Below are 25,289 nucleotides of genomic sequence, written 5' to 3'. Positions count from 1 at the left end.
GCCGTGCTCGACTTCTCGGCTGACTGGGAGCCGGACCCACTCGAGGGTGAAGGAGATCAGCAACTGAGATCCGTCTTCGTCGCGTTGAAAGACGCTGACTCAGACGGCGCGCGCGTGGGCCGTTTGATGCGTGCCACCCTTGATCAACTCTATGACGGGCAGAGAACGGGCCGTTACTCCTGGGCGCACTTGCATAAGACAGAGAGAACCCACTTCGGGACACTCTTCGAGATCAATTTGCGTCGTGAGTTTGACGATGTAATCGACGAGGGTGTCAAGCTGGATTATCGTATCGCGGGCTTCGATGTCGATTGCAAGTTCTCCCAAAGGATGTATGGGTGGATGATCCCGCCCGAGGCGATGGGGCATTTGCTCGTCGTTGGCTACGTGAACGACGCTGCCGGAGAGTTCGCGTTTGGGATTGTGAGAGCGTCAGTAGAGAACTGTCGCACAACCGCGAATCGCGATGCGAAGGTTCAACTCAACCCACGCGGTAGAGACGCCGTACGATGGCTCCAGCGGCCCGGAGATCTTCCGCCGAACGTTCTTCTGCAGTGCGATGCGGAGGATCTAGCGGCGATTTTCGAGCCTCGGTCAGGGCAGAAGCGGGTCAACGAACTCCTGCGCAGAGTCGTCGCGCGACGCATCGGGCGTAATACGATCGCCACAGTCGCGCAACAAGACGACTTCATGAAGCGAGTGCGGGCGAATGGCGGAGCGAGAACTCTCTTGAAGAGAGAGGGGCTCGTGGTCCTGGGGGGCGATTACGCGAATCACCGACGAGTCGCGAGGGAGCTCCGAGTCGAAGTGCCTGAGCCGGGTGAGGTGGTGAGTGTCAGGCTCGCTCCTGCGGCCGAGGACGACCCGTTCGCTACCTTTTTGGCCGACCGCTGGTGGCGTGCCGCTCTCGCGGATGATCCGGTGTTCGAAGCGCCAGAAGTGCCCTTCAAAGCAGCCCTCTCTACGTAGCCGGACGCGATCCACCGCGGAATCGCTGCTGTATGCGAAGGTCCCTCGCCGAATTGGTTGCGGTTCCGCTATCGTCTGGATGAATGCGTGTTCAACGACGACCGGAGTAACAGTGGAGTTTGCAGAGCGTCTCGATTCACTCGCGACCAAGGTGCGCAACCAGGCCACCGCGATCGGCACGGAAGAGGCAACCAAAAATGCCTTCATCATGCCGTTCATCTCGACCATCCTCGGCTACGACGTCTTCGATCCGCTGGAGGTTGTCCCCGAGTTCACCGCAGACGTCGGCACGAAGAAGGGAGAGAAGATTGACTACGCGATCATGCGCGATGGAGAAGTCCAGATTCTCATCGAGTGCAAGGCCTCAATGGGCTCGCTCAAGATCGAGCACGCATCGCAGCTCTTCAGGTACTTCGCTGTCACCAACGCGCGGATCGCGGTTCTGACCAACGGCGTTGTTTGGCACTTCTACACAGATCTCGACGCACCGAACCGGATGGATGCGAAGCCTTTCCTTGTCCTCGATCTTCTGGACATCGATGAGACTCTGATTCCAGAGATTCAGAAGCTCAGCAAGGAGACCTTCGATCTCGACTCCATCATCAGTGCCGCTGAGGAGCTGAAGTACATCGGAGCGCTCAAGCGTGAGATCGGAAGTCAATTCCGGGAGCCGACGGATGAGTGGGTTAAGTTCTTCGCAACTCGTGTATACGAGGGCTCCTACACGCAGAAGGTGCGTCAGCAGTTCACCGGGCTTGTTGGTAAGGCTGCCCATCAGTTCCTCAACGAGCGAGTCAACGATCGTCTCAAGACTGCGCTGGGCGTAAGCGGAATCACACACACCTCGGATACGCCACCCGCCACAAGTGCAGAGGTCGCGCAAGCGGACCTTGATCGCGACACCGAGATCGAGACAACCCTCGAGGAACTCGAGGGCTACCAGATCGTCAAGGCGATCGCCTGCGGTGAAGTGAAGCCGCAGCGCGTGACGCACCGAGATGCGAAGAGCTATTTCGCGGTGCTGCTCGACGACAACAATCGGAAGCCAGTGGCGCGCCTGCACTTCAACGGAAAACAGAAGTACCTGGGATTGCTAGACGAAGACAAGGTCGAGACTCGGCACGCAATTGAAGAACTGGATGAGATCTACGCGCATGCCGACAGCATCCGTGATGCAGTGCGCCGATATAACGAGTAATCGATCCGGCGGTGGCGACGCCGTCTTCGGAGACCCCGCCGCACGGCCACGAATCTGCAGCGGCTCGACACCGCGGGCGCGGGCGGCGCCTCGCCCCCGCCGCTATGGTTCGTCGTATGGACCCCCAAGAGATCGCTGAGTCGATACGACTCGCTGCCCCGTCGTTCGTGGCTGGCATGCTAGCTCTCGTGACTGCGATGGCCGTCTTCGGCGTTCAGCAGAGAGCTGTCAGGAAAGCGGCTCGCGATGCAAGGCTGAATCAAGCATTCGAGCACATGATGGACGGGTTTCGGGCGGTCCAGGATGGGGTCCGAGACCTCTCCCGAACGCAGACACCGGACGATCTTGCTGACAGCATTATGCGGTTCTCGTGGTTGCTAGATAAGAAGGACCAGGTGATGAGTGTCTGGTTGGGCATTAAGGCCAACGAGGTACTGACGATGCTTCAAGTGGTCACAGATATGACGCAACGTCGCCTTGAGGTGGGGGTAGTAAAGAGCGATGTTGCAGCCACTCTTCGCGGCTGGCGTGACGGAGTGATTACACGGCGACAGATCATCATCGACATCGATCGTCTAGCGACCAAGCTCAACCTGCGACCTGAAGATCTGGGAGTGAGTGTTAGCCCTCAGGTTCCGGTCAACAATGAGGATGCGGCTTCTGGTTGAGGCATTCGCTTACTCGAACCCGCCACTCAACCTCCCCCGCATCCGCTGACTGCTCTCATTCATCCCAACGATCTCCACCGTCTTCCCCAACGCCCCGTACTTCGTCTCAATCGCATCCAACGCGGCAACGGTCGACGCATCCCACACGTGCGACCCCGACAGATCGATCACCACGCGCTCCGGATCCTCCGAGTACGAGAACAACGTCGTCAGATCATTGCTCGAAGCGAAGAACAGCTCCCCCTCGACGACGTACGTCACAACATCCCCAGCGGAAGACAAGACCCGGCGAACGGAAACGAAGTGCGCCACCCGCTGCACGAACAGCACCGACGCGACGAGCACCCCACCGACAACCCCGACAGCCAGATTGTGCGTCAGCAGCACCAGCACGACCGTCGCGATCATCACGAAGGTCTCGCTCTTCGGCATCCGCTTCAACGTCGACGGACGCACGCTGTGCCAATCGAACGCTCCGATCGCGACCATGATCATCACGGCGACGAGAGCGGCCATCGGGATCGTCCCGACGAAATCTCCGAACACGACCACCAGCAGGAACAGGAACACTCCGGCGCAGAACGTCGAGATGCGGGTGCGCGCTCCGGATGCCTTCACGTTGATCATCGTCTGACCGATCACGGCGCAGCCGCCCATGCCGCCGAAGATGCCCGAGAGCACGTTCGACACTCCCTGCGCCCACGCCTCGCGTCCCTTGCGCGAGTGGGTGTCGGTGATCTCGTCGACGAGCTTCGCGGTGAGCAGCGACTCCATCAGCCCGACCAGCGCCACCCCGAGCGCGAACGGCGCGATGATCGTGAACGTCTCCCACGTCAGCGGAACGTTCGGGATGAACAGCGACGGAAGACTGCGAGGCAACTCACCCTGATCACCGACGGTCGGCACCGTGATCGCGAACGCCAGCACGACGCCCGTCACGATCACGACCGACACGAGCGGAGCCGGCACGATCTTGGTGATCTTCGGCATCACGATCATCACGATGATCCCGAGCGCCACCAGCGGATACACCAGCCACGGCACATCGATCAGCTGCGGGAACTGCGAGCTGAACACGAAGATCGCCAGCGCGTTCACGAACCCGACCATGACGCTCCGGGGGATGAACCGCATCAGCTTCGCGACGCCGAGCACCCCGAGGATCACCTGGAACACTCCCGCGAGGATCACGGTCGCGATGAAGTAGTCCAGCCCATACGTCGGCGCGACCGGAGCGATCACCAGCGCCACGGCTCCGGTCGCCGCGGTCACCATCGCCGGACGTCCGCCGAGGAACGCGATCGACACCGCCATGATGAACGACGAGAACAGCCCCACCTTCGGGTCGACCCCGGCGATCACCGAGAACGCGATCGCCTCGGGGATCAGCGCGAGCCCGACGACGAGTCCGGCCAGGACCTCGCGGGTCAGCATCCGCGGATTCTTCAGCGCCTGAAGCACCGTGGGATTCGCCCGATACCGGGCACGATCGTCGACCGTCGTTGCAGACATGAGAGCTCCAGGGATGGGCGTCTGCGGGAAGAGGCAGACGTTCCAGCGTAGAGCGGATGCTGGGGGGCGACGTCCCTTGGTCGCATCCCGCTCCGTGCCAGTGTCGACGGCCGCGTATAGAGTGCGGCCATGGAACCTCTGCCGACCGATTTCTGGGGCATCGTGGTCCCGGCCTGGCTCGGCGCTGTGGCCTCGATCGCAGCTTCAGCCATCGCCGTCCTCGCCTTCATCAACAGCCTCTCGGCGAAGGGCGGAGTGCGTGAGATCGGAGAGTCTCTCAATCGGGACCAGACGATCTACCGTGAGGCGAGCGGCACCCTCCATCTCAGTGGGACCGCAACTGCGACCGTCGCACCTGAGCCGTGGAGCTTCGATGGAGAGGGCGGCGTTGGAGTCTTTCGGAACATGAGCGGCGAGCTCCTGACCGTGTCAGGAATCGCCACAGTCGGGGGCATAGATCTGACACTCTCCGACCAGTTCCCTCTGGAGGTTCCGCCGACGGCTTCTTTCGAGGTGCGAATCCACCGAATTCTCGGGGGTCCGGCAGTGAGGGGTGTCACCCTCAATTGGATTCGGGAGGATGGCGCAGAGCTTTCGCGCACCTATTACCTCTAGCGCCAGCGGGCCTAGAGCGACGACTTCCCACTCACCACCCACTCCGACAAGACGGAGAGCACTCTCGTCGAAGGAGATCGCCTTGTCCATGACCGAGTCCCAGCCCAACGCGACGGTCGCCGCGCCGCTTGCCGGCCTCGCATTGGTGGCGAAGATCCGCAATCTGCTGATCGTCTCCGTGATCGCGGTCCTGGTGTACCCGATGTTCATGACGGCCACCACCGGCTATTGCCCGGGCGGCGTCGACGGAAACGGAGGATTCATCGACGCGGCGGGCCGGCCGGTGGACGAAGCTTCTCGCTGCATCGACATGGCCCTCAAGCCGAGCCCACTGGTCTACGTCGCCATCGCGCTCATCGTCCTGATCGCGATCAGCCGGGTGCTGAAGGCGGCTGACGAGGCCTCGGCGCTCCGGACGCTCGGCCTCGCCGCAATGACCGTCGGCGTGCTCGTGGCCGTGGCGATCATGACCTCGCAGGTGTGGTTTCAGGCGATCTCGGTCGAGCAGTTGAACACAGGATCCTGGTCCGTCGTGAGCCCCTTCCCCTTCGGGCTCATCGACGTCACCGACAGTCCCATGCCCATTCCCTGAGCGGCTGGCCTTCTGATCGGGCGGACGACAGCCGAGTCAGCCGAAGCGCAATCCGAGGATGTGTAGCCCCGTCGTGATGAGCGCGAAAATCGCGGCGTCGAGGGCGAGCAGTTTGCCCAGGTAGTCGTATCCCGATCTCCTCGCCAGGTCCGCCTGCTGCTTGCGCCTTTCGCGATATCGCAGGTCGCGGGCCCATTCGTCGTCGCCCTCGGGCAGCCACGCCGCGCTCTCGCTGCCTGACCAGCGCAGGTGACGGTGGCCGAGCAGCCGGGCGACGCTGGCGGCGAGGGAGAGGAGCCCGACTCCGAGGCCGAGCCAGATGACTAGCTCGCTGGGCGTGCGCGGTTGCGGGATGAGGACGGTGACCAGAACCACGATCGTGGAGAGCCCCACCGAGACGATCGCTGTCTGGTCATGGAGGAACCGGCCGAGGCTCCACCCCTCCTCGACGGCCGTTGCTGATGCACGTTCCTGTTCGGTCATGTCCGGGACGGTAGCCGGAGGGGAGGACACCGACGATCCGGACACACCAGGGCAGCCGACGAGTACACCGGTATGCCGCCGTGATCTCCCCGGCCGGTCGCCCGCGACACGCCGGATGACGCTCGTACAGTGGCCGCATGCAACTCGGCTCCGTCGCAGACGTCATCACTGCCCTGACCGCCATCGGCGCGCTCTTCGCCGCGATCCTCGGCGCGAAACACGCAGGTCGTCTCTTCGGCATCGAAGCCAAGCGAGACGAAGCCGCGACGGCGCGGGAGATGCAGTCGCAGGCGAGCAAGGTGTTCGCCTGGGTCGCATCCCGCATCGGCGAAGAGCAGACGACCTACGGGGTCGTGGTGGTGAACTCCTCCGAGCAGGCGATCTACGACGTCGAGGTGCGCGTCACCGATGCGTACGAGAGCGAACGGCGTCCGATCCAGCTCACGATCCTTCCGCCCGGTGCCTACTACCTCGGCGAGAGCGACGAGGCCTACGCGTGGGAGTTCGCGTCACGGCTGCGTTCCTTCGATGACGAGATCCGCCCTGTGACCAAGTCGAGGAAACGCCGCATCGTCGGGATGTCATTCCGCGACAGCTCGAATCTCACCTGGGTACGCGACGTCGAAGGGCTGCTCGCGCGCAGTTAGCTCACGCCACGCTCGTCCTCCGCAGCACCACCGACAGCCGCACCGCCGACACCAGGAAGAACACCGCACCAACCAGCGCATACCCGGCGACCCCGACGATCATCCCGCTGCCCGACAATCCCTGCGCGACGAACGCCCCGCCCGCGAAGAGCGAGATGCCGCCCGACAGCATCTGCGGAACCTGCCCGCCGGAGCGGCGGTTGCGGATGGCGGTGATCAGCTGCGGAAGTCCGGCGCCGATCGCCCACACGCCCCACACGGTCAGTGCGACGGAGGTGGAGACCGTCGACGCCCAGCCCAGCGTGATCGCGACCAGCACGCTGACGACGACGTTGATCCACTCCGAGACCTTCGCCCGGCGATCATCGCCCTCCGCGCGGATCTGCCAGTAGACGGATGCCGCATCGAACAGCGGATACACGATCAGCAGGATCGTGAGGAACGGACCCATGGCGCCGCCGGTCAGGAACAGCAGCGCCGCCCAGACGAGTGTGAACCCGAAGCGGACGAAGTAGAGGCGGCGCAGGGCGCTGCTCAAGGTGGAGGAGGGGGTTTCAGACATGTTCGGCGGTTCCTTTTGATGGAGATCGACTAGTAGAGTTACTAGTACGTCTACATGGATGCTAGTCTGCCTAGACCTCTAGCGCAAGCGACACCATCAGCTCCAGGGATACATTCAGTGCATGCGACCGACCCTTCTCCCCATCCACGAACAGATCGCGCGACGCCGATGAAGACGATCGGCGTGCTCGGCGGAATGAGTTGGGAATCCTCGCTCGAGTGGTACCGCCTCGCCAACGAGCGCGTGCGGGAACAGCTCGGCGGCCATCACTCCGCGCGCATCATCCTCGACTCGCTGGACTTCGCCGAGATCGAAGGCCTGCAGGCGCGCGACGACTGGGATGCCGCGGGCACGCTGCTCGCCGACCATGCTCGTGGTCTCGAGCGCGCGGGCGCCGACCTGATCGTGCTCTGCACCAACACCATGCACCTCGTCGCCGACCGGATCGAAGCCGCGATCGGCATCCCGTTCCTCCACATCGCCGACACCACCGCCGCGGCCGTGCTCGGCGCCGGCATCCGCAGAGTGGGTCTCCTCGGCACAGCCTTCACGATGGAGAAGCCGTTCTACCGCGAACGGCTCGAGGCCCGGGGGATCGAGGTTCTCGTGCCGAACGCGGAGCAGCGCGCCGGAGTGCACGCCGTCATCTACGACGAGCTCGTGCACGGTGTCATCCGCCCCGAGTCCCGCGCGTTCTACCGCGAGGTCATCGAAGACCTCGCCGCGCAGGGCGCCGAGGGCGTCATCCTGGGCTGCACCGAGATCGAACTGCTGGTGTCGGCGGAGGATTCGCTGGTGCCCGTCTTCCCGACCACCGCACTGCATGTCGACGCTGCGCTCGCCGCAGCCCTGCAGGAACCATGAAATCCTGGAGGCGCTGATGCCATCCGCCCGAACCAGACCGGAGTCCGACGTGCACGATGAGACGCCCGCCCCCGCGGCGAAGTCGTCGAGCGGCGCGAACACGCGACAGCGGATCCTCGACGCCGCCAACGAGCTGTTCTACCACCACGGCATCCGCGCGACGAGTGCCGACCGCATCATCGAGCAGGTCGGCATCACCAAGGTCACGTTCTACCGGCACTTCCGCGCGAAGAGCGACCTCGTCGTCGCCTACCTCGAGCAGCAGTCCGCCGCCGAGCAGGCGTGGATGAAGAGCACGGTCCGTGAGGGGGACGCGCTCGCAACGGCCCGCACGATCGCCGCAGGCATCGGTGCAGCCAGCTGCAGCCCGGGGTTCCGCGGATGCGCGTTCATCAACGCGGCCGCGGAGTATCCCGACCCCGAAGATCCGGTGCGTGTGGCCGTCGATGCGCACCGCGTGTGGCTGGTCGACTTCTTCGCCGGGATCGCCGAACAGGCGGGGGCGCGCGACGTCACCTCGGTCGCGAACCAGCTCATGATCCTGCGCGACGGCGCGATGGTGAACGGCTACCTCGGCGACGCGCCCGCGCTCGCCAGATCGCTCGAGGCGGGCTTCACCGCGATCCTCGGCCCGGTCGGCGACAGCGAGCGGTGACTTTTCGGCACCCTGAACGCATGCCTCCGATTCGCGCAGTCCTCTTCGACCTCGACGGTGTCGTCCGCCATTTCGATGCGGACTTCACCGCCGACATCGAGACCAGACATGGGCTCGCACCCGGCGCTGTCCTGCAGACGGCTTTCGAGCCGGATCTGCTCGAACAGGTGACGGCCGGCGCGATCTCCCGCCGCACGTGGGTCGACCGGGTTGGCGCGACGCTCGGCTCGACGGTCGCGGCGGAAGAGTGGGGGCAACAGCCGTCTGAGGTCGACCCCGAGGTGCTCGCCATCGCCGACGCGCTTCGTGCCGCCGGCATCCGCACGGCCATCCTCACCAACGGCACCGACACGATCCCCGCCGAGACCGCGGCGCTCGGCCTCACCGCGCACTTCGACGCCATCTTCAACTCCGCGGAGATCGGCTGGGCGAAGCCCGACATTCGGGCGTTCCAGCACGTTCTCGACGCCCTCGGTCTCGCGGGTTCGGAGGTCTTCTTCACGGATGACTCTGCCTCGAAGCTCGTCGGTGCGGAAGAGCTGGGGATGCCGACGCATCGGTTCGCGTCAGCGGACGGGCTTCGTGTCGCGCTGCGGGCGGCGGGGGTCGGGGTCTGAGGGCGCGTTACGGGGCGCGGGGGTGGGGCGCTTCGACAAGCTCAGCGACCCAACGGGTCGAGGTCAGCGACCCCGGGGCGTTTCGTCTCGCTTCGCTCGCTCAACGACCGAAGGGTGGGGTCGAGGTCAGCGACCCCGGGGCGTTTCGTCTCGCTTCGCTCGCTCAAGGACCGAAGGGTGGGGGAAGCTCAGCGACCCAGGGGTGTCAGTCGGCCTTCGCTTTGCGTCGGCCGGCGGACCGCGGGGGATTCGCCCGCAGGTGTCCGCTGACCTGCGTCATCACCCGCGAGAGCGCCTCGACGTCGGCATCCGTCAGCGACTCGAACAGCAGACTCTTCACGGCCTCGATGTGCCCAGGGAACACCGTGGCCAGCACCTCGCGGCCCGCGGCTGTGATCGCGACGATCGTGCTCCGCTCGTCTTCGGGTGACGGCGCACGCGTGACCAGGCCGCGCTCCTCGAGAGACTGCGCCTGATAGGTCAGGCCGCTGCGGCTGTAGACGACGCCGTCGGCGAGATCCGTCATCCGCTGATTGCCGTCGGGGGCATCGCCGAGCCGCGCCAGCAGCTGGAACTGCACGTAGCTGAGCTGCCCGACATCCTTCAGCTGCTTCTCGACTGCATGCCGGAGCAGGCTGCTCACCTCGGTGAAGGCGAAGTAGGCCGCGAGCTCCGTGGGAGAGAGCCGAGGAGGTTGTGTGCTCATGCACCCAGTATACGTGTTGCTTCGAATTCGAAGCAGTGCTATTGTCTTCCTATTACTTCGAATTCGAAGCACCTACGAAAGAGGGAAAGATCATGAAGGCAGTACGGTTCCACGAAGTGGGCGGCCCCGAGGTTCTGCAGTACGGCGAGATCGAGCAGCCCGTCCCGGGCGCGGGCCAGGTGCGGCTGCGCGTCGCGGCATCCGCTTTCAATGCCGCCGACAACGGCATGCGCGCCGGATTCCTCCCGATCCCGATCGTGCTCCCGCACGTGCCGGGGTACGACGTCTCGGGCACGATCGACGCGATCGGCGAGGGCGTCGAGGGCTTCGCGGTGGGTGACACGGTGATCGGGTTCCTGCCGATGGCCGAAGACGGAGGCGCCGCCGAATACGTCGTCGCCCCGGCCGAGGTGTTCGTCGCCGCACCGACCGGCGTGCCGCTCGCGGACGCTGCGGCGTTCCCGTCGGTCGCCCTGACCGCCCGCCAGGCGCTCTTCGACGACGGAGACCTCCGGGCCGGACAGCGCCTGCTCATCGTCGGCGCCGGCGGCGTCGTCGGCAAGTACGCGATCGCCCTGGCCACGCGCGCAGGCGCCTACGTCATCGCCACCGCGAGCCCCCGGAGTGCGGATGCCGTCCGCGCAGCCGGAGCCGACGAGATCATCGACCACACTGAGACCGTCGTGCTCGACGCGGTCTCCGAGCCGGTCGACATGCTCCTCAACCTCGCACCGATCGAACCGGACGAGTTCACGGCACTCGTGCGGCTGGTCCGCGACGGGGGAGTCGTCGTCAGCACCACCGCCTGGATGCCCGCACCCGACGACGCCGAGCGGAATGTGCGGTCCGTCGTCGTCTTCGTCCGCACCGATGCCGAGAAACTGGCCGAGCTCGTGTCGCTGGTCGACAGCGGGGCTCTCCGCCTCGAGGTCACGCGGCGTATCCCGCTCGAGGAGCTTCCGGCGCTGCACGCGGAGGCGGCCGCGGGGCGGATCGTGGGCAAGGTCATCGTGGTGCCGTGATCGCCCGCGACTGATGTGCACGCCGGAAGGAGACGTGCGCTTCGCGAGGTCGATGCACCGGAATCCGTCCTCGCGAAGCGCACTTCTCCTGCGGAAGCGCACCGCGCCAGTGCGACGTTTCGTCTCGCAGAGACCCGCACTGAGCGAGCGAAGCGAGTCGAAGTGTCGCTCAACGACCGGGGGCGACCGGTCGGTACCTCTGCACGACGACCCCCGACCGGAACTCCTGCCGCTCCACGAGTTCGAGTTCGATGCGTTCACGCAGCCCGTCGAAGAGTCTCGGCCCGCTTCCGGCGAGCACCGGATGCACGGCGAACGTGTACTCGTCGATCAGGCCGAGATCTGCAAGCGCGAGGGTGAGCGTCACGCCGCCGACGGAGAGGCCCTTGCCAGGTTCCTGCTTCAGCGTGCGGATCGCCGCTTCCAGGTCGCCCTCGACCAGCTCGGCATTCCAGTCCACCGAGGCGAGGCTGCTCGACACGACGTACTTCTTCGCCCGGTCGATGCGCTCGGCGAAGCGGACCTCCGACTCATCCATCCAGTCGGGCCACACGCCATCCGCCGGCCGCCGCCAGGCGGACTCCATCATCTCGTAGGTCACGCGGCCATAGATCTCAGCATCCGACCGATCCATCTCGGCGGTCCAGAAGTCCATGAACTCCTCATCGGGGGTGAGCCCCGCCTCGTGATGGACGCTGCCGTCGAGCGTGACATTGATCGCGTACCGCAGTGGTCTCATCTCGTCGCTCTCCTTCGATGCGCAGCGGACTCTCCCGGACGGTACCAGATGCTGATCGCGAGCGTTTCGTCTCGCTTCGCTCGCTCAACGACCGGGTGGCCGATCGCTCAGTTGCCGAGGCCGTCGAGCATCCAGTGATAGCGGAGGCGGAGGCCGCGCTCCATGCTGGCCAGGGCCGCACCGGCGCCGAGGGCGATGTTGAGCCACAGCGGGAGATGGATGGGCGAGACGAACGTGCCGAAGCGCTCCGCGATCGGTGGGATCTCGGAGATCACCTGCACCAGTTGCGGGACGTTCACTCCCACACCGACGATCAGGACGACGATCGCGGTGGCGGCGATCCACCGGCTCGCGACCGGATGCGTCTGCTCGAGTCGCAGACGGCGGCCGACCGCCGATCTCGGATGCGGGGTGAGTCGGCGCTCGGACCGGTCGGGCGTGACGTAGTGCATCCGCCGGAGACCGTACGAGCCTGCCGATACCTGGATCACGCCGCCCTCGACGGCGAACCTCGCCGGCAGCTTCGACACGACCGCCTGCGCCCCGTCGCGATAGAGGTAGGCGCGAGGGTCGCCGTCCTCATGGGACCGCACATCGACCGCATAGGTCACATCCGGCGCGCCCGGCCGCGGAACGACCAGCGCGAACAGCTTTCGACCAGACACCAGATGCCACCAGCGGAAAGGTTCAAGTGGACGCCCGTCTCCGCGCTTCTGGCGGCGGGGAATCGTGCCCTCGTCGGCATCGCCGAGCATGCCGAGCGCGTCGGCATCGTCTTCATCGAACATGGAGGTGCTCCTCTCAGAGCAGCAGCTGTGCGAGCGGATGCACCAGGTAGCGCAGTGAGTACGCCTCCCAGACGGCTCCGATGATGAGCAGCACGAGCGCCGGGAGTGCGAGCATGCCCAGCTGACGGAGGCCCCGCACGTAACCCTGGCGCCGGTTCTTCGCCCCCGCCGTGCGCGGGAAGAGCCAGTACTTGCCGATCAGGAACGCTCCCAGCAGGAACAGCACGTAGGCCTGCAGTTCGATGAGGAACGTCAGCGAGTGCGGGATGAGCGCGACCCACCCCGTGTCCGAGGTCGGGACGAGAGTGATCCCCGTGGTCAAGGACCAGTACCCGAAGAACGCGAGTCCCGCGAACGGCACGATCAGCGACGGCAGCACGATGGTCAGAGCGCTGAGGCGGAACAGGTTCACGCCGAGGATCGTCAGCGCGAACAGCGGAGGTGTGTTGACGAGCCAGCGCACGAGCTCGCCCGTTCCGTCCTCCTCCAGCCCTGCGGCTCGGGCGGCGACGAGATCGGGGAAGATGATCCCGATCACGAAGCCGAGGAGAGCGAGCCCATAGGCGGCAGCGTTGAGGATGAGGTAGACGCGCATGTTCTCGCGCACGACCCGGAAGGGCCTCCGCCAGAAGCGGACGGGCTCGGGATGAGCGATGGAGATCTGCTGAGTGGACATCCTTCCATCGCACTCCATCGTCGATGGCGAGCACAGTGTCCCCATGTCATGAGAACGGGTGACCGGTGTCACCTCATGCCGTGACAGTGTCTCGCGGGGGAGCCACTGACGGCGGATGCGCTCTCCTTCGATGCGCGACGCGGTTTTCCCGGACGGAAGCACGAAGGCGCTTCCGATCGGGCGCGGGTATGGGCATGATCGAGCCATGACCGTCTTCGTCAATGCCGACAACTTCGCCCTCGCCGAGACTCACCGCATGATGCACGACCTCCAGGCCAATGCCGGCGGCGTGAATCTCTTCCTGCACAACCGCGAACCCGCGGCGATCGACAATCAGACCGTCATCCGGCTGAACAGAGACACCCTGTACAGCTTCGCCGTCGTCGACATCAGCGCCGGTGCGACGTTCACCATCCCCGAGCACGGCGATCGCTACGTGTCGGCGATGGTCGTCAACGAGCACCACTACATCGACGCGATCTTCCATGACGCGGGCGAGCATCGCCTCACCGTCGAGCAGTTCGGCACGCCTCATGTGGTGCTGGCGATCCGCACGCTGGTTGACCCCGCGGACGAGGCTGACCTCGCCCAGGTCGCGGCGCTGCAGGATCAGATCCGGCTCGACAGCGCCTCGGCCATCCCGTTCGAGATGCCCGACTACGACACGACGAGCCTCGACGAGACCCGCGACGCGCTGCTCGCGCTCGCCCGCAACCTCACCGGGTTCGACCACATGTTCGGCACGAAGGAACAGGTCGACCCGGTGCGCCACCTCATCGGGACTGCGGCCGGCTGGGGCGGGCTCCCGTCGTATGAGGCGAGCTACATCGGAGTCGACCCGCGCCTCCCCGTCGGTCAGTACGAGCTGACCGTCGGCGACGTTCCCGTCGACGGATTCTGGTCGATCTCGGTCTACAACGCCGCCGGATACTTCGAACCGAACGACCGCGACTCGTACACGGTCAACAACATCACCGGAGTCCGCAACGACGACGGCAGCATCACCGTCCGGTTCGGCAGCTATCCCGACGATGTGCCGAACGCGATTCCTGTCGTCGAGGGCTGGAACTACCTCGTCCGGCTGTATCGGCCCCGGCCCGAGATCGCCGCTGGCCGCTGGAGCTTCCCCAGGCTCGCGGAGCAGAGCCCGACCGTCTGAGCGGAGTCGGAGTCAGGCGACGAGCAACGCGCGGACCTCGGCGACGGAACGTCCGTATGCGAGCTGCGCGACTCGCGCGGCGAGTTCGGATCGCACCTGGACGACCGTCGCCCCGCGGGACATCCACCGACCACCGGATGCCGTGAGCTCCAGGCCGGCGAGGGGCTCGACATTGGGCAGGTCGGCACGCCCTGCCGCGGTGCGCGCCGAGGCGCCGAGCATGCCGACCAGCCAGGCCTCGCCGAGGGCATGCGGCCGGATCGAGGCGATCGGTCCACCACCACCGCGGAAGACCTGGAACATGGTGTCTGCGCGTCTCACCGACCAGGCATCGCCGTCATGAGTGAAGTCGCAGGCGACGTCGGCGTGCAGGGTGATCGCGGCACCGAAGTGCCGGAGGGCATCGACGCACTCCGTGCTCAGGAACCGGCCGTCGAGCTCGCGCTCGCGACGACGGAGCTCCGCCCGGTACTTCTCGCGCGCGATCGGGGCATACTCCTCCTCGAGTGCGCGTCGATCAGCACGGACGTCGTGCGCGAGGCGGTCGAAGAGCCAGGCCGGGTCGATCTGGACGAAGTAGCGGAAGAAGACGTCGACCGGTCCGCGCGTGAGCTTCCGGTCGGCGACGAGGAGCTGCACGCCGTGGTCGACGGACCACACGGCAGTGGTCGCGCCATCGACGACCGCGACCCACGACCACCCCGGCGAGCGGATCTCGGGCGAGGCCAGCTCGAGTGCCGCGCTGAGCAGCGTTCCCCGGGGGACCGACAGGACGCCGGCGTGCGGGACGACGTCATCGCCCATGGCGACGCTGTCGCGATCGACGTGGAGCTCGATGGTGCGGTGGGGCATGGAGGGAGCCTAGTCGGCGAGGTGCTCGTCGCACTCCTCGCGCGTCCTCATCGAACGCGTGAGATCAATATGTAAATCAAACGAGGGAGATAGCTGTAAATCTGACAATGAAAAGACGGACTCATGATGTCATATTGCTCTCCGATTTGGAGCGGATGCTGCTGACGGCGGATACTCATGGCATCCGCGTCGCCCTGTTCGACCGGCCCTCATCATGAATCCTGCCTCTGCTCTCGCGCCTGAGACGACCATCGCCGTGATCGGCGCCGGACGTCTCGGCGGCGTTCTCGCCCGGTCGCTCCGGACGGCGGGCTTCGAGGTCCTCGGGCCGCTCCGCCGCGACCAGTCGATGCCGTCCGCCGACATCGCGTTGCTCTGCGTTCCGGATGCCGCGATCCCGGCGGTCGCGTTCGTCGCCCGCCCGCACGTGCGACTCGTCGGGCACGTCTCCGGTGCGACCGGGCTCGACGACGTCGATTTCAGCATCCATCCGCTGCAGACGTTCACGGGATCCGAGACGCCCGACGTGTTCGATGGCATCGGAGCCGCGATCGCCGGCCGCACGTCCGACGCGCTCGCGACCGCCGAGCAGCTCGCTCGCGCCCTCGGCGCTCGCCCGTTCACCGTCGACGACGCCCATCGCGCGACCTATCACGCGGCAGCATCCTTCTCGTCGAACTTCGTGCTCGCCGTGCTCGACGCGGCAGAGCAGCTCGCGGCCGAGGCCGGCATCCCCGCCGACGACGCGCGTGAGCTGATCGCCCCGCTGGTCCGCCGCAGCGTCGACAACTGGGCGGACGTCGGCGCCCCGGATGCGCTCACCGGGCCCATCGCCCGCGGTGATGCGCGCACGATCGAGCGGCAGCGGGACGCGGTCGACGCAGATGCTCCGCACCTCGCGCCGCTCTTCACCGAACTCGTCACCGCGACGCGTGCCGTCGCCCGCCGTGCGACCAGAATCCCCACGATCGATTCCGGCACCCCGCCGACCGTGATCCCCGAACCGGAGGCGACGAGCGAATGAAGATCCTCCGCACGATCGCCGAGGTCCGCGCCGCTGTCAGCGCAGCTCGGCGCGAGAGCCAGAGCGTCGGCCTCGTCCCCACCATGGGCGCCTTCCACGAGGGTCACCTCTCCCTCATGCGCCGCGCTCGTGCGCAGAACGACCTCGTCGTCGTCTCGCTCTTCGTCAACCCGACCCAGTTCGGCGCGAACGAAGACCTCGGCGCCTACCCGCGCGACGAAGTCCGCGACGCCGCGCTCGCCGAGGCTGAGGGCGTCGACATCCTCCTCGCGCCCGCGGCATCCGAGATCTACCCCGACGGCTTCGCGACGAACATCCACGTCGCAGGACTGACCGACGTGCTCGACGGAGCCGCCCGCGGGCCCCACCACTTCGACGGCGTCGCCACCGTCGTCACCAAGCTGTTCGGCATCGTCCGCCCCGACGTCGCCTACTTCGGGCAGAAGGATGCGCAGCAGGTCCTCGTCGTCCGTCGCGTCGCGCGCGACCTCGACCTCGACGTGCGCATCGAGGCGTGCCCGATCGTGCGCGAAGCCGACGGACTCGCCATGAGCTCGCGCAATGTCTACCTCGACGCGGATGCTCGCTCGCGAGCGACCGCGTTGAACCGGGCGCTCGACGCCGCGGCATCCGTCTTCGCCGCGGGGGAGCGCGACTCCGACGGCATCCTCTCCGCCGCCCGACGGGTGCTCGCGGATGCCGGGATCACGCCCGACTACCTCGAACTCCGCGACGCATCGACGCTGGAATCCGTCGACCGCGTCGAGGGCGACGCGCTCCTCGCCGTCGCCGCCCGTGTGGGCGCCGCCCGGCTGATCGACAACCACACTCTCTCCGCAACGAAGGATGCCTGATGCGACGCACCATGCTGAAGTCGAAGATCCACCGCGCGACCATCACCGCGAGCGACCTCCACTACGTCGGTTCGATCACCATCGACCCCGACCTGCTCGAGGCCGCCGACATCCTCCCGCACGAGCAGGTGCACGTCGTCGACGTCGACAACGGCGCGCGCTTCGAAACCTACACGCTCGTGGGCGAGCGCGGATCCGGTGTCATCCAGGTCAACGGCGCCGCCGCTCGCCTCGTGCACACCGGCGACACGATCATCGTCATCTCCTACGCGGACTACTCCGCGGAAGACCTCGCCACCTACGAACCGCGCGTCGTGCACGTCGATCGCTCCAACAGCATCATCCAGGTCGACGACGCCGTCGACCGCCTGTTGACGGAGGCAGCGCTGTGAGCGCGCACGCGGCACCCCGCAAGCGGGTCACGCTCGCGAGTCTCGCCACGAAGAAGGAGGCCGGCGACCCGATCGTCATGGTGACCGCCTACGACCACCCGAGCGCGCAGATCGTCGAGGATGCCGGCGTCGACATGGTGCTCGTCGGCGACTCGGCCGCGATGACCGTGCTCGGCTACGAGAGCACGGTGCCGGTGACGGTCGACGAGATGCTCATGCTGACCAAGGCCGTGCGGAGAGGGCTCACGATTCCGCTGCTCGTCGGCGACCTGCCGTTCGGCTCCTATGAGGCTTCCGACGAACTCGCGATCGCGACCGCCCAGCGCTTCGTCAAGGAGGCCGGAGTGGACCTCGTCAAGATCGAGCGCGGCGGATCGACGGTCGACCGGGCGCGGGCCCTCGTGCGCGCCGGCATCCCGGTGGTCGGTCATGTCGGCCTCACCCCTCAGACCGCCACGGCACTCGGCGGCTACCGCGCGCAGGGACGCACCGCCGAGGCCGCGCTCGCCGTGATCGACGACGCCCTCGCGCTGCAGGATGCCGGCTGCTCGATGCTCGTGATCGAAGCCGTGCCGTCGGAGGTCACCGCGGCGCTCATGCCCCTGCTCGACATCCCGGTCATCGGGATCGGAGCGGGAGCGGATGCCGACGGCCAGGTGCTCGTCTTCCACGACCTGCTCGGCCTGTACGACGGCGGCGCGGCCAAGTTCGTGAAGCGATACGCGGCCCTGCGCGATGCGGCCGTCGCCGGCGTCTCGGAGTACGCGGCCGAGGTGCGCGGCGGGGTGTACCCGGGCGCCGAGCACGGATACGCGATGCCGGCGGACGAGGCCGCACGGCTGGGGGAGCTGCTCGCGCGGCGGTAGTCCCGGCATCCGCTGTGCGTCTCTCGAGGAGATGTGCGCTCCGAAAGGGCGGATTTCCGGGTTCCGTCCTCCGGAGACGCACGTTCCCTTGTCTGGGCGTCAGGGGTCGGGTGGTGCGGGGTCAGATGGCGGATGCCGGATGCCCGGTGCCGGGTGCCGACCCTACGAGTCGGCCCCTTCGGCGCCTTCGGCCTCCCACCGCAGCAGATCTCCGGGCTGGCACTCGAGCACCTCGCACAGCGCGTCGAGAGTCGTGAAGCGCACGGCCTTCGCGCGTCCGTTCTTCAGCACCGCGAGGTTGGTGGGCGTGATGCCGATGCGCTCGGCCAGCTCGCCGACGCTCATCTTGCGGCGGGCCATCATCACGTCGATGTCGACGACGACGGGCATCAGATCACCTCGTTGTCGAGCTCTGCGCGGAGCGTCTGCGCCTCGGCCTCGCTGGCGATCGCCTGACGCAGCAGCGCCTTCATCACGACGACGAGCAGCGCCATCCCGCCGAGGACGAGCGAGGCACCGCAGATCAGCCCCACGACTCCGGGGGCCGCATCGCCCGGGGCGAGAGCGATCGCGAGCGACAGGGCCAGGATCGCGGCGACGAGGATCGCGCCGATGATCACGTCGACGTAGAGGAACGACGACTCCGAGAAGATCGATCCCCGACGCACCTTGTTCAGCAGCAGCCACACGCAGATGCCGAACACCTGCAGCGTGCCGACGCCCAGAACGACGATGCCGACCAGGAAGATGCGCCCGAGCAGCTCGCCCTCGCCGAGGTCGAGCCAGAGCAGGGGGGCGATCAGGGCCTGAACGGCCACCGATCCCACCAGGGCGATCGCGATCACGACCTGCAGCACGACGATCGTCGCTTTTCGCATGGCTTCACCTCTCATCGAAGAACAACAGGAATCTATCGTTTATCGACAGATTCTGCAACCACGCGTTGCCGCGGGCGAAGAGTGAGTGTACAGTCACTCATATGCCCACCTCGCGCAGCTCCATCCTCTCCACGGCAGACGCCCGCCGGCCCCTCGTGGCCGCGGCGGCGCTCGCGGAGTTCGCACGCGGCGGGTATCACGGCACGACCGTCGCGGATGTCGCCCGCGAGGCCAAGATCTCCCCGGCCTACGTCTTCAAGCTCTACGCGGGCAAGGAGGCGCTGTTCATCGCGGCGCTCGAGGCCTGCTTCGAGGCCATCATCGTCGCCCTCGAAGAAGGAGCGGATGCCGCCTCGGCGCAGACCCCGGAGGCCATCCTCGACGCGATGGGCGATGCCTACGCGCACCTCATCTCGGACCGGAAGCTGCTGATGCTGCAGGTGCACGCGCAGTCCGTCGCCGAGATCCCCGAGATCGGCGCCGCGCTCCGAGCGGGACTCGGCCGCGTGACGACGTACGCGCAGAGCCGCTCCGGCGGCTCCGACGAAGACGTGCAGACCTTCATCGCGTTCGGTCAGCTGTGCCACCTCATCGTCACCACGCAGCTCGACGGGCGCCCCGAGAAGTGGGCGATCCTGCTGACCCGCGGCATCCGCCACCCCGACTGAACCGCCACCCGGCTCGCGCCGGTTTCGCTTGTCCTCAAGAGTGAGTGAGCAATCACTCATCCATCAATCCACCGACATCGCACCACCGAGAAGGAGAAGATCATGACCGCTCTCACCACCCCGCCGATCACGCAGGCGGCCCCGCGCAGTTCGCGCCGCTGGCTCGCGCTCGGCATCCTCGCGCTCGCGCAGTTCCTCGTCGTGCTCGACGCCTCGATCGTGAACATCGCGCTCCCCGTGCTCGGGCAGCAGCTCGGCATGGACACCGCCGCTCTCGCCTGGGTGATCACCGCCTACGTCCTCGCCTTCGGCGGGCTGCTGCTCCTCGGCGGACGACTGGCCGACCGCTACGGCCACCGCCGGGTGTTCCTCGTCGGGGCGGCCGGGTTCGTCGCGGCATCCGCCCTGGCCGGCCTCTCGTTCTCGGCCGAGATGCTCCTGGCGGCTCGCGCCCTGCAGGGCGCGTCGGCCGCGCTCCTCGCCCCGGCGGCACTGGCGCTGCTCACGCACCTCTTCCCGGATGCGAAGGAGCGCACCACGGCACTCGGGGTCTGGGGAGGCGTCGCGGGCATCGGCTCCGCGGCCGGCGTGCTGCTCGGTGGTGTGCTCACCGCGACCCTCGGCTGGCAGTCGGTGTTCTTCGTGAACGTCCCGGTCGGCGCGATCGTGCTCATCGCGATCCCGCTGCTCATCACCCGCGACGATGCCCGCGCATCGGGACGCCTGGACGTGGCCGGCGCCGTCACCGTGACGGCCGCGCTCGTCGCCCTGGTCGGAGGCTTCAGTGCCGTCGAGCAGCTCGGGTTCCTGCATCCGCTCCCTCTCGTGCTCTTCGCGGGCGCGCTGGTGCTGGGAGCCGCCTTCCTCGTGATCGAGCGTCGGAGTGCTGAGCCGCTCGTGCCGCTGTCGGTGTTCCGCAACCGCAGCCTCGCGCTCGGCAACGTCGTGATGGTGCTGGGTGGCGCTGCGATGGTCGCGCTGTTCTTCGCGCTGTCGGTCTACATGCAGGCGGTGCTCAGCTACGACGCCCTCGCCGCCGGGCTCTCGCAGCTTCCGCTCGCCGGTGCTCTCGTGCTCGTGGCCGGAGCGGTGCCGAGCCTGATCGGACGGCTCGGTGTGCGCTCCGTGCTCATCGGCTCGCTGCTCGTGCTCGCCGGCGGGCTGGTCTGGCTCGCCGCGGCACCCGCGGATGCCGAGTTCGTCGCGCAGCTGCTCGGCCCGACGCTGCTGATCGGCGTCGGCCTCGGCGGAGCCTTCGTCGCCACGACCCAGCTCGCGGTCGACGGCGTCGAGGGCGGCGAGGCGGGACTCGCCGGCGGACTCATCAACACCAGCCAGCAGATCGGCGGCGCGGTCGGGCTGGCCGTGCTCGGGACGATCGCCGGTCTGCGCACGGCGTCGCTCGAGGCCAGGGGCGCCGCGACAGCCGATGCCCTCACCGGCGGCTTCGCCTGGCTCTTCCTCGGTGCGGCGGCGCTGGCCGTGCTCGGTGCGGGGGTCGTCGCGGTCTGGCGGCGCGGGTGAGGGTGCAGCGCGAGGCCGAGCCTCAGTAGTGGGTGGAGAACTCGTCGTCGGGCGGAGGATCCTCACGGATTCCTCCGCCCACGCGCGAGTTCTCCTCCCGACGCGCTGCGGCTCCGGGCTCTCGGCGCTGTTGCGGCCCGAGGGTCTCGGCGCTGGCCGTGCTCGGTGCGAGTGTCGTCGCGGTGTGGCGCCGCGGCTGAGGGTGCGGCGCGGCGCCGAGCCTCAGTAATGGGCGGAGAACTCGTCGTCGGGCGGAGGATCCTCACGGATTCCTCCGCCCACGCGCGAGTTCTCCTCCCGACGCGCTGCTGCTCGAGGCTCTCGGCGCTGGAGCGGCTCGGGCTCTCGGTGCTGGAGCGGCCCGAGGCTCTCGGTGCTGGAGCGGCTCGGGCGCTCGGTGCTCGAGCGCGGTGGTCAGTCCGCGCGGCGCAGCCGCGACACCAGGGCCACGAGGGCGAGCGCGATCACCACGATGCCGTATCCGACGCACACGGTTCCGAGCCCGACGATGCCGACGAGCGATCCGGCGATCACCGCGGGCACCCCGAATGCGAGGTAGGCCAGCAGGTAGATCACGGCGAAGGTGTCGGCGCGCTGCGTCGCGGGGATGCGCGGGGCGAGAGAGGCGACGACCCCAGAGAATGCGGTGCCGAAGCCCATGCCGGTCACGGCGGTCGCGGCGAGATAGAAGGGGAGCGATCCGAGTCCGAGCGCCGCGAGCGACAGGGCGGTCCCGACGGCCAGTGCCGTGGTGCCGAACACGACCGAGGTGCGCGGCGGGCGGCGGCGCATCAGGAACGCGGTGATCGCTCCGACGCCGGCGAGCATCGCGACCGCGAGCCCCTGCCAGACGTGGGCGGAGCCGCCGAGCTCGTTGTGCACGATGTTCGCACCGAGCGACAGGAACAGGCCGCCGGTGGCCCAGCCCGCGACCACGGCCGGAGCGCCGCGCCAGAAGTCCGCCCGGATCGCCGCGGGGATCGAGAGGCGGAAGCTGAGCGATGCCCAGACTCCGGGCTTGCGCGGTGCGGTCTCCGGGATGAGGAAGAACAGCACAGCCAGCACGAGGTAGGCGGTGCTGAGCGGGGCGAACACGTCGAGCAGCGCTTCGCCGCTCAGGTCGAGCACCACGCCGGAGGCGAGCGCCCCGAGCGCCAGACCGATGCCGGGGCTCAGTGCGTTCCACAGGCCCGCGACGCCCGCGCGCCCGCCCGGCGCGAAGTCGAGCGCGGTCGCCGAGAGCGCGGAGATGAGCAGACCGCTCGCGATGCCCTGCAGGATCCGGGCGAAGAACAGCGTCGCCACGGCATCCGCGTGCCAGAAGAGGAACATGCTGCCCGCCAGGAGCAGCAGGCCCGCGATGACGACCGGCCGGCGGCCGACGTGGTCGGAGAGCGAGCCGGCGGTCAGGAGGGTCAGCAGCAGGGAGACCGCGTAGACGGCGAAGACCGCCGCGATCACGATCGCATCGAAGCCGATGTCCTGCGCGAGCACCGGGTAGAACGGCGAGGGCGCACTCGCGGCGATCATCATCGCGACCTGGGCGACGATCGCGAGTGCGAATCCGAACCGGGCGCGGGGGATCGTGGGTCCCTGCGCCTGCGGAAGGGCAGCGGCCTCGACCGACGGTCGGACGATCGGCTGGGTGGTGGTCATGCGTGCTCCTCAAGGGTTCGAGAATCATCGAACTATCGGAGCGTACTCGCCATTCCGTGATTGTTCAACTATTCTCGAACTATGCCAGGCGACCTTCCGCACCCGGAGCGCTCCGAGATCCAGATCACAGACGTGCTCTTCGCGCTCAGCGACCCCGAGCGTCTGGCGATCGCGCGTCAGCTCGCCGACGGTCCGCTCGACATGGCCGCCTGCCACGCGACCGACCCGAATCTGCCGAAGTCGACCAAGTCGCACTTCATGAAAGTGCTGCGCGAGGCCGGCGTCATCCGCAACGAACCCAACGGACGGCGACGGATGCTGACGCTCAGACGTGACGATCTCGACACGCTCTTCCCCGGGCTGCTCGACTCCGTGCTCCGGGGCTGAGAGCGGAGCGCGCCCGACCGCTCAGGGTGCCCGACGCGCTCGCGCGCCCGACCGCTCACGAACGCTCAGCGTGACGGCACCTCCACGGCGCAGTGCGCCGCGGCTGAGCGAGCCAGACGCTGGTCGAGAGTGAGCAGCGCCGATCGCGTGACCTCGGCGAGGACGACGTACGCGGCGTCGTAGGCGCTGAGGTTCTGCCTCATGTCGAGCACGCGCGGCGCGAGTGGCAGTGACGGATACAGCTCGACCCGAAGTCGAGGGAGGTCGGATGCCGCGCGGGCGAGGCGTTCGTCGCTGAGTATGCCGCCGCGGTTCAATCCACGCAGGGCGGAGGCGACTTCGATCGGAAGGATCTCGGGCGCGATCAGATGGTCGGTGACCAGCCGTTCGTGGAGCCGCGACGGCTCGCCCGTCGTGGTCATGCGTCCACCCTCGGGGATGCGCCACCGCGGTCCGAGCCGTGAGGCGCGATCCGTGGGCGGATTCTCGCTGACCCCGACTGTGCAGGAGTGGTCAGGAGGCGATGCGTGCCGCGGCGGTGCGGCGCTCGGCATCCGTCCCGATCTCGGACCAGACGGCGTCGAGCGAGAGGCCGAGCACGCCGCTGATCGCGGCGATCGTCGAGAAGGCGGGCGTCGCGACGCGGCCGGACTCGATCTTGCGCAGCGTCTCGGGGGAGACTCCGGCGTCCAGGGCGACGGCGAGCATCGACCTTTCGCCGCGCGCCCGGCGCAGCAGGGCGCCGAGGCGCTCGCCGCGTTCGACCTCGGCGGGGGTGAGCGGCATCCGGACCATCATGATGCCCATACTAATCCCGGGATAGTATTACCGGGATAGTTATCGGAACCGGAGAGAGAACCATGATCGAGATCCTGAACGACGACGAACTCGCCCGTGCGCGTGACGCCGGCGCCCTCGTCGGCGGCATCCTGCGGGCGCTGAAGAAGCGAACGGCCGTCGGCGTGAACCTGCTCGATCTCGACCGCTGGACGAAGCAGATGATCGAGGATGCCGGAGCCGAATCCTGCTACGTCGACTACGCGCCCTCCTTCGGACGCGGACCTTTCGGCCACTACGTCTGCACCGCGGTGAACGACGCCGTGCTCCACGGCATGCCGCACGACTACTCCCTCGCCGACGGCGATCTGCTCACGCTCGACCTCGCCGTCACCCTCCGGGGCATCTCGGCCGACGCGGCGATCAGCTTCATCGTCGGAGAGACGCAGGCGCCCGAGGATCTGGCCCTGATCGACGCGACCGAACGCGCGCTCGCCGCAGGTATCGCGGCTGTGCGGCCCGGCGCCCGCATCGGCGACCTGTCGCGCGCGATCGGCACCGTGCTGCGTGGCTCCGGCTACACGGTCAACCTCGAGTTCGGCGGGCACGGCATCGGCTCGACCATGCACCAGGATCCGCATGTCGCGAACGACGGTCGACCCGGTCGCGGCTACATCCTGCGCCCCGGGCTGCTGCTCGCGCTCGAGCCGTGGGTCATGGCTGACACCGACGAGCTCGTCACCGACGCCGACGGCTGGACGCTGCGCAGCGCGACCGGATGCCGCACCGCCCACACCGAGCACACGATCGCGGTCACGGCGGAGGGCGCCGAGATCCTCACCCTGCCGCGCAGCTGAGGTCGCCGCCTGCCCACGGCATCCGAAACTCCCACCCAACCTCCAGGCTGAACGATATATCGTTGACTATCGTTCACCACCC

The 25,289-nt window shown here is 67.3% G+C and carries 32 protein-coding genes; 19 read left to right on the top strand and 13 right to left on the bottom strand.

Going from position 1 to position 25,289, the window contains the following annotated elements; all coding sequences use genetic code 11:
* Window positions 1-3 precede the first annotated feature (3 nt).
* The 3 genes from LBN7_RS08390 (at window position 4) to LBN7_RS08380 (ending at window position 2,835) form a co-directional block, all read left to right on the top strand.
* The gene (locus tag LBN7_RS08390; protein ID WP_407361518.1) at window positions 4-969 is read left to right on the top strand and encodes a NaeI family type II restriction endonuclease; all 966 of its coding nucleotides are present in this window, start codon (window positions 4-6) and stop codon (window positions 967-969) included.
* A gap of 112 nt (window positions 970-1,081) precedes the next feature.
* Window positions 1,082-2,167, top strand: coding sequence for a type I restriction endonuclease (locus LBN7_RS08385; RefSeq protein ID WP_407361517.1), 1,086 nt, complete (start codon window positions 1,082-1,084; stop codon window positions 2,165-2,167).
* Window positions 2,168-2,355: 188 nt separating this feature from the next.
* Window positions 2,356-2,835, top strand: coding sequence for a hypothetical protein (locus LBN7_RS08380; protein ID WP_407361516.1), 480 nt, complete (start codon window positions 2,356-2,358; stop codon window positions 2,833-2,835).
* A gap of 9 nt (window positions 2,836-2,844) precedes the next feature.
* Here the strand turns inward: LBN7_RS08380 and LBN7_RS08375 are convergent, their stop codons facing one another.
* Window positions 2,845-4,347: a SulP family inorganic anion transporter gene (locus LBN7_RS08375; RefSeq protein ID WP_407361515.1), complete on the bottom strand. Its 1,503-nt coding sequence runs from the start codon at window positions 4,345-4,347 to the stop codon at window positions 2,845-2,847.
* A gap of 129 nt (window positions 4,348-4,476) precedes the next feature.
* Between LBN7_RS08375 and LBN7_RS08370 the strand changes: the two genes are divergently transcribed.
* Window positions 4,477-4,962, top strand: coding sequence for a hypothetical protein (locus LBN7_RS08370; RefSeq protein ID WP_407361514.1), 486 nt, complete (start codon window positions 4,477-4,479; stop codon window positions 4,960-4,962).
* A gap of 88 nt (window positions 4,963-5,050) precedes the next feature.
* Window positions 5,051-5,554 carry a hypothetical protein gene (locus LBN7_RS08365; RefSeq protein ID WP_407361513.1) on the top strand — a complete coding sequence of 168 codons (504 nt, stop codon included), beginning with the start codon at window positions 5,051-5,053 and terminating at the stop codon, window positions 5,552-5,554.
* A gap of 36 nt (window positions 5,555-5,590) precedes the next feature.
* Here the strand turns inward: LBN7_RS08365 and LBN7_RS08360 are convergent, their stop codons facing one another.
* The gene (locus LBN7_RS08360; protein WP_407361512.1) at window positions 5,591-6,037 is read right to left on the bottom strand and encodes a hypothetical protein; all 447 of its coding nucleotides are present in this window, start codon (window positions 6,035-6,037) and stop codon (window positions 5,591-5,593) included.
* Between the two features lie 137 nt (window positions 6,038-6,174).
* On the opposite strand from LBN7_RS08360, the gene LBN7_RS08355 reads away from it, so the two are divergent.
* Window positions 6,175-6,684: a hypothetical protein gene (locus tag LBN7_RS08355; RefSeq protein WP_341946714.1), complete on the top strand. Its 510-nt coding sequence runs from the start codon at window positions 6,175-6,177 to the stop codon at window positions 6,682-6,684.
* Window position 6,685: 1 nt separating this feature from the next.
* On the opposite strand, the gene LBN7_RS08350 is transcribed toward LBN7_RS08355, so the two are convergent.
* On the bottom strand, window positions 6,686-7,246 hold the full coding sequence (locus LBN7_RS08350; protein WP_407361511.1) for a hypothetical protein: 561 nt from the start codon (window positions 7,244-7,246) through the stop codon (window positions 6,686-6,688).
* A gap of 168 nt (window positions 7,247-7,414) precedes the next feature.
* Between LBN7_RS08350 and LBN7_RS08345 the strand changes: the two genes are divergently transcribed.
* The 3 genes from LBN7_RS08345 to LBN7_RS08335 are packed head-to-tail and all read left to right on the top strand — an operon-like array spanning window position 7,415 to window position 9,382.
* Entirely contained in the window at window positions 7,415-8,110 is a 696-nt protein-coding gene (locus tag LBN7_RS08345) for an aspartate/glutamate racemase family protein (protein WP_407361510.1), read from the top strand.
* Between the two features lie 16 nt (window positions 8,111-8,126).
* The gene (locus LBN7_RS08340) at window positions 8,127-8,765 is read left to right on the top strand and encodes a TetR/AcrR family transcriptional regulator (protein WP_407361509.1); all 639 of its coding nucleotides are present in this window, start codon (window positions 8,127-8,129) and stop codon (window positions 8,763-8,765) included.
* Between the two features lie 20 nt (window positions 8,766-8,785).
* Window positions 8,786-9,382, top strand: a complete 597-nt coding sequence (locus LBN7_RS08335; protein ID WP_407361508.1) for an HAD family hydrolase — start codon at window positions 8,786-8,788, stop codon at window positions 9,380-9,382.
* A 205-nt stretch (window positions 9,383-9,587) separates the two neighbouring features.
* Here the strand turns inward: LBN7_RS08335 and LBN7_RS08330 are convergent, their stop codons facing one another.
* Window positions 9,588-10,088: a MarR family winged helix-turn-helix transcriptional regulator gene (locus LBN7_RS08330; RefSeq protein ID WP_407361507.1), complete on the bottom strand. Its 501-nt coding sequence runs from the start codon at window positions 10,086-10,088 to the stop codon at window positions 9,588-9,590.
* 92 nt (window positions 10,089-10,180) lie between these two features.
* Between LBN7_RS08330 and LBN7_RS08325 the strand changes: the two genes are divergently transcribed.
* A complete protein-coding gene (locus LBN7_RS08325) occupies window positions 10,181-11,110 on the top strand; it encodes an NADP-dependent oxidoreductase (protein ID WP_407361506.1) in 930 nt (309 codons plus the stop codon).
* Between the two features lie 169 nt (window positions 11,111-11,279).
* On the opposite strand, the gene LBN7_RS08320 is transcribed toward LBN7_RS08325, so the two are convergent.
* From LBN7_RS08320 to LBN7_RS08310, 3 genes are all read right to left on the bottom strand, one after another.
* A complete protein-coding gene (locus LBN7_RS08320) occupies window positions 11,280-11,849 on the bottom strand; it encodes a dihydrofolate reductase family protein (RefSeq protein WP_407361505.1) in 570 nt (189 codons plus the stop codon).
* A 107-nt stretch (window positions 11,850-11,956) separates the two neighbouring features.
* Window positions 11,957-12,637 carry a hypothetical protein gene (locus LBN7_RS08315; RefSeq protein ID WP_407361504.1) on the bottom strand — a complete coding sequence of 227 codons (681 nt, stop codon included), beginning with the start codon at window positions 12,635-12,637 and terminating at the stop codon, window positions 11,957-11,959.
* 13 nt (window positions 12,638-12,650) lie between these two features.
* A complete protein-coding gene (locus LBN7_RS08310) occupies window positions 12,651-13,313 on the bottom strand; it encodes a stage II sporulation protein M (protein ID WP_407361503.1) in 663 nt (220 codons plus the stop codon).
* Between the two features lie 205 nt (window positions 13,314-13,518).
* Here LBN7_RS08310 and LBN7_RS08305 point away from each other — a divergent pair, with 205 nt between their 5' ends.
* Window positions 13,519-14,472 carry a DUF1214 domain-containing protein gene (locus LBN7_RS08305; protein WP_407361502.1) on the top strand — a complete coding sequence of 318 codons (954 nt, stop codon included), beginning with the start codon at window positions 13,519-13,521 and terminating at the stop codon, window positions 14,470-14,472.
* Between the two features lie 12 nt (window positions 14,473-14,484).
* Here LBN7_RS08305 and LBN7_RS08300 read toward each other — a convergent pair whose 3' ends face one another.
* The gene (locus tag LBN7_RS08300; RefSeq protein WP_407361501.1) at window positions 14,485-15,324 is read right to left on the bottom strand and encodes a hypothetical protein; all 840 of its coding nucleotides are present in this window, start codon (window positions 15,322-15,324) and stop codon (window positions 14,485-14,487) included.
* Window positions 15,325-15,538: 214 nt separating this feature from the next.
* Between LBN7_RS08300 and LBN7_RS08295 the strand changes: the two genes are divergently transcribed.
* The 4 genes from LBN7_RS08295 to panB are packed head-to-tail and all read left to right on the top strand — an operon-like array spanning window position 15,539 to window position 18,460.
* The gene (locus LBN7_RS08295) at window positions 15,539-16,348 is read left to right on the top strand and encodes a Rossmann-like and DUF2520 domain-containing protein (protein WP_407361500.1); all 810 of its coding nucleotides are present in this window, start codon (window positions 15,539-15,541) and stop codon (window positions 16,346-16,348) included.
* A complete protein-coding gene (panC, locus tag LBN7_RS08290; RefSeq protein WP_407361499.1) occupies window positions 16,345-17,202 on the top strand; it encodes a pantoate--beta-alanine ligase in 858 nt (285 codons plus the stop codon). Before LBN7_RS08295 ends, panC begins: the two co-directional genes overlap by 4 nt.
* On the top strand, window positions 17,202-17,594 hold the full coding sequence (gene panD, locus LBN7_RS08285; protein ID WP_407361498.1) for an aspartate 1-decarboxylase: 393 nt from the start codon (window positions 17,202-17,204) through the stop codon (window positions 17,592-17,594). Before panC ends, panD begins: the two co-directional genes overlap by 1 nt.
* The gene (panB, locus tag LBN7_RS08280; RefSeq protein WP_407361497.1) at window positions 17,591-18,460 is read left to right on the top strand and encodes a 3-methyl-2-oxobutanoate hydroxymethyltransferase; all 870 of its coding nucleotides are present in this window, start codon (window positions 17,591-17,593) and stop codon (window positions 18,458-18,460) included. The genes panD and panB overlap by 4 nt, the downstream gene beginning before the upstream one ends.
* A gap of 162 nt (window positions 18,461-18,622) precedes the next feature.
* On the opposite strand, the gene LBN7_RS08275 is transcribed toward panB, so the two are convergent.
* Window positions 18,623-18,850: a helix-turn-helix transcriptional regulator gene (locus tag LBN7_RS08275; RefSeq protein WP_341946692.1), complete on the bottom strand. Its 228-nt coding sequence runs from the start codon at window positions 18,848-18,850 to the stop codon at window positions 18,623-18,625.
* Entirely contained in the window at window positions 18,850-19,338 is a 489-nt protein-coding gene (locus LBN7_RS08270; RefSeq protein ID WP_341946690.1) for a DUF2975 domain-containing protein, read from the bottom strand. The genes LBN7_RS08275 and LBN7_RS08270 overlap by 1 nt, the downstream gene beginning before the upstream one ends.
* Before the next feature lie 101 nt (window positions 19,339-19,439).
* Here LBN7_RS08270 and LBN7_RS08265 point away from each other — a divergent pair, with 101 nt between their 5' ends.
* Together LBN7_RS08265 and LBN7_RS08260 are read left to right on the top strand one after the other, a co-directional pair.
* Window positions 19,440-20,006, top strand: a complete 567-nt coding sequence (locus LBN7_RS08265) for a TetR/AcrR family transcriptional regulator (protein WP_407361496.1) — start codon at window positions 19,440-19,442, stop codon at window positions 20,004-20,006.
* Window positions 20,007-20,108: 102 nt separating this feature from the next.
* On the top strand, window positions 20,109-21,530 hold the full coding sequence (locus LBN7_RS08260; RefSeq protein ID WP_407361495.1) for a DHA2 family efflux MFS transporter permease subunit: 1,422 nt from the start codon (window positions 20,109-20,111) through the stop codon (window positions 21,528-21,530).
* Between the two features lie 414 nt (window positions 21,531-21,944).
* Here LBN7_RS08260 and LBN7_RS08255 read toward each other — a convergent pair whose 3' ends face one another.
* Window positions 21,945-23,186 carry an MFS transporter gene (locus LBN7_RS08255; protein WP_407361494.1) on the bottom strand — a complete coding sequence of 414 codons (1,242 nt, stop codon included), beginning with the start codon at window positions 23,184-23,186 and terminating at the stop codon, window positions 21,945-21,947.
* Between the two features lie 81 nt (window positions 23,187-23,267).
* Between LBN7_RS08255 and LBN7_RS08250 the strand changes: the two genes are divergently transcribed.
* The gene (locus LBN7_RS08250) at window positions 23,268-23,573 is read left to right on the top strand and encodes a transcriptional regulator (protein ID WP_341946685.1); all 306 of its coding nucleotides are present in this window, start codon (window positions 23,268-23,270) and stop codon (window positions 23,571-23,573) included.
* Between the two features lie 65 nt (window positions 23,574-23,638).
* Here the strand turns inward: LBN7_RS08250 and LBN7_RS08245 are convergent, their stop codons facing one another.
* Both LBN7_RS08245 and LBN7_RS08240 read right to left on the bottom strand, forming a co-directional pair.
* Window positions 23,639-23,995, bottom strand: coding sequence for a type II toxin-antitoxin system VapC family toxin (locus tag LBN7_RS08245; protein ID WP_407361493.1), 357 nt, complete (start codon window positions 23,993-23,995; stop codon window positions 23,639-23,641).
* 91 nt (window positions 23,996-24,086) lie between these two features.
* Entirely contained in the window at window positions 24,087-24,368 is a 282-nt protein-coding gene (locus tag LBN7_RS08240) for a helix-turn-helix domain-containing protein (protein WP_407361708.1), read from the bottom strand.
* 65 nt (window positions 24,369-24,433) lie between these two features.
* On the opposite strand from LBN7_RS08240, the gene map reads away from it, so the two are divergent.
* Window positions 24,434-25,207 (top strand): type I methionyl aminopeptidase, encoded by a 774-nt coding sequence (gene map, locus LBN7_RS08235; RefSeq protein ID WP_407361492.1) that lies wholly within the window; start codon window positions 24,434-24,436, stop codon window positions 25,205-25,207.
* The last annotated feature ends 82 nt before the right edge of the window (window positions 25,208-25,289 follow it).

Source organism: Microbacterium sp. LBN7, assembly GCF_045690345.1.
Lineage (GTDB): Bacteria > Actinomycetota > Actinomycetes > Actinomycetales > Microbacteriaceae > Microbacterium.
Note: the sequence above shows the minus strand (reverse complement) of the source record. Positions and strands in the feature narration are given on the sequence as shown.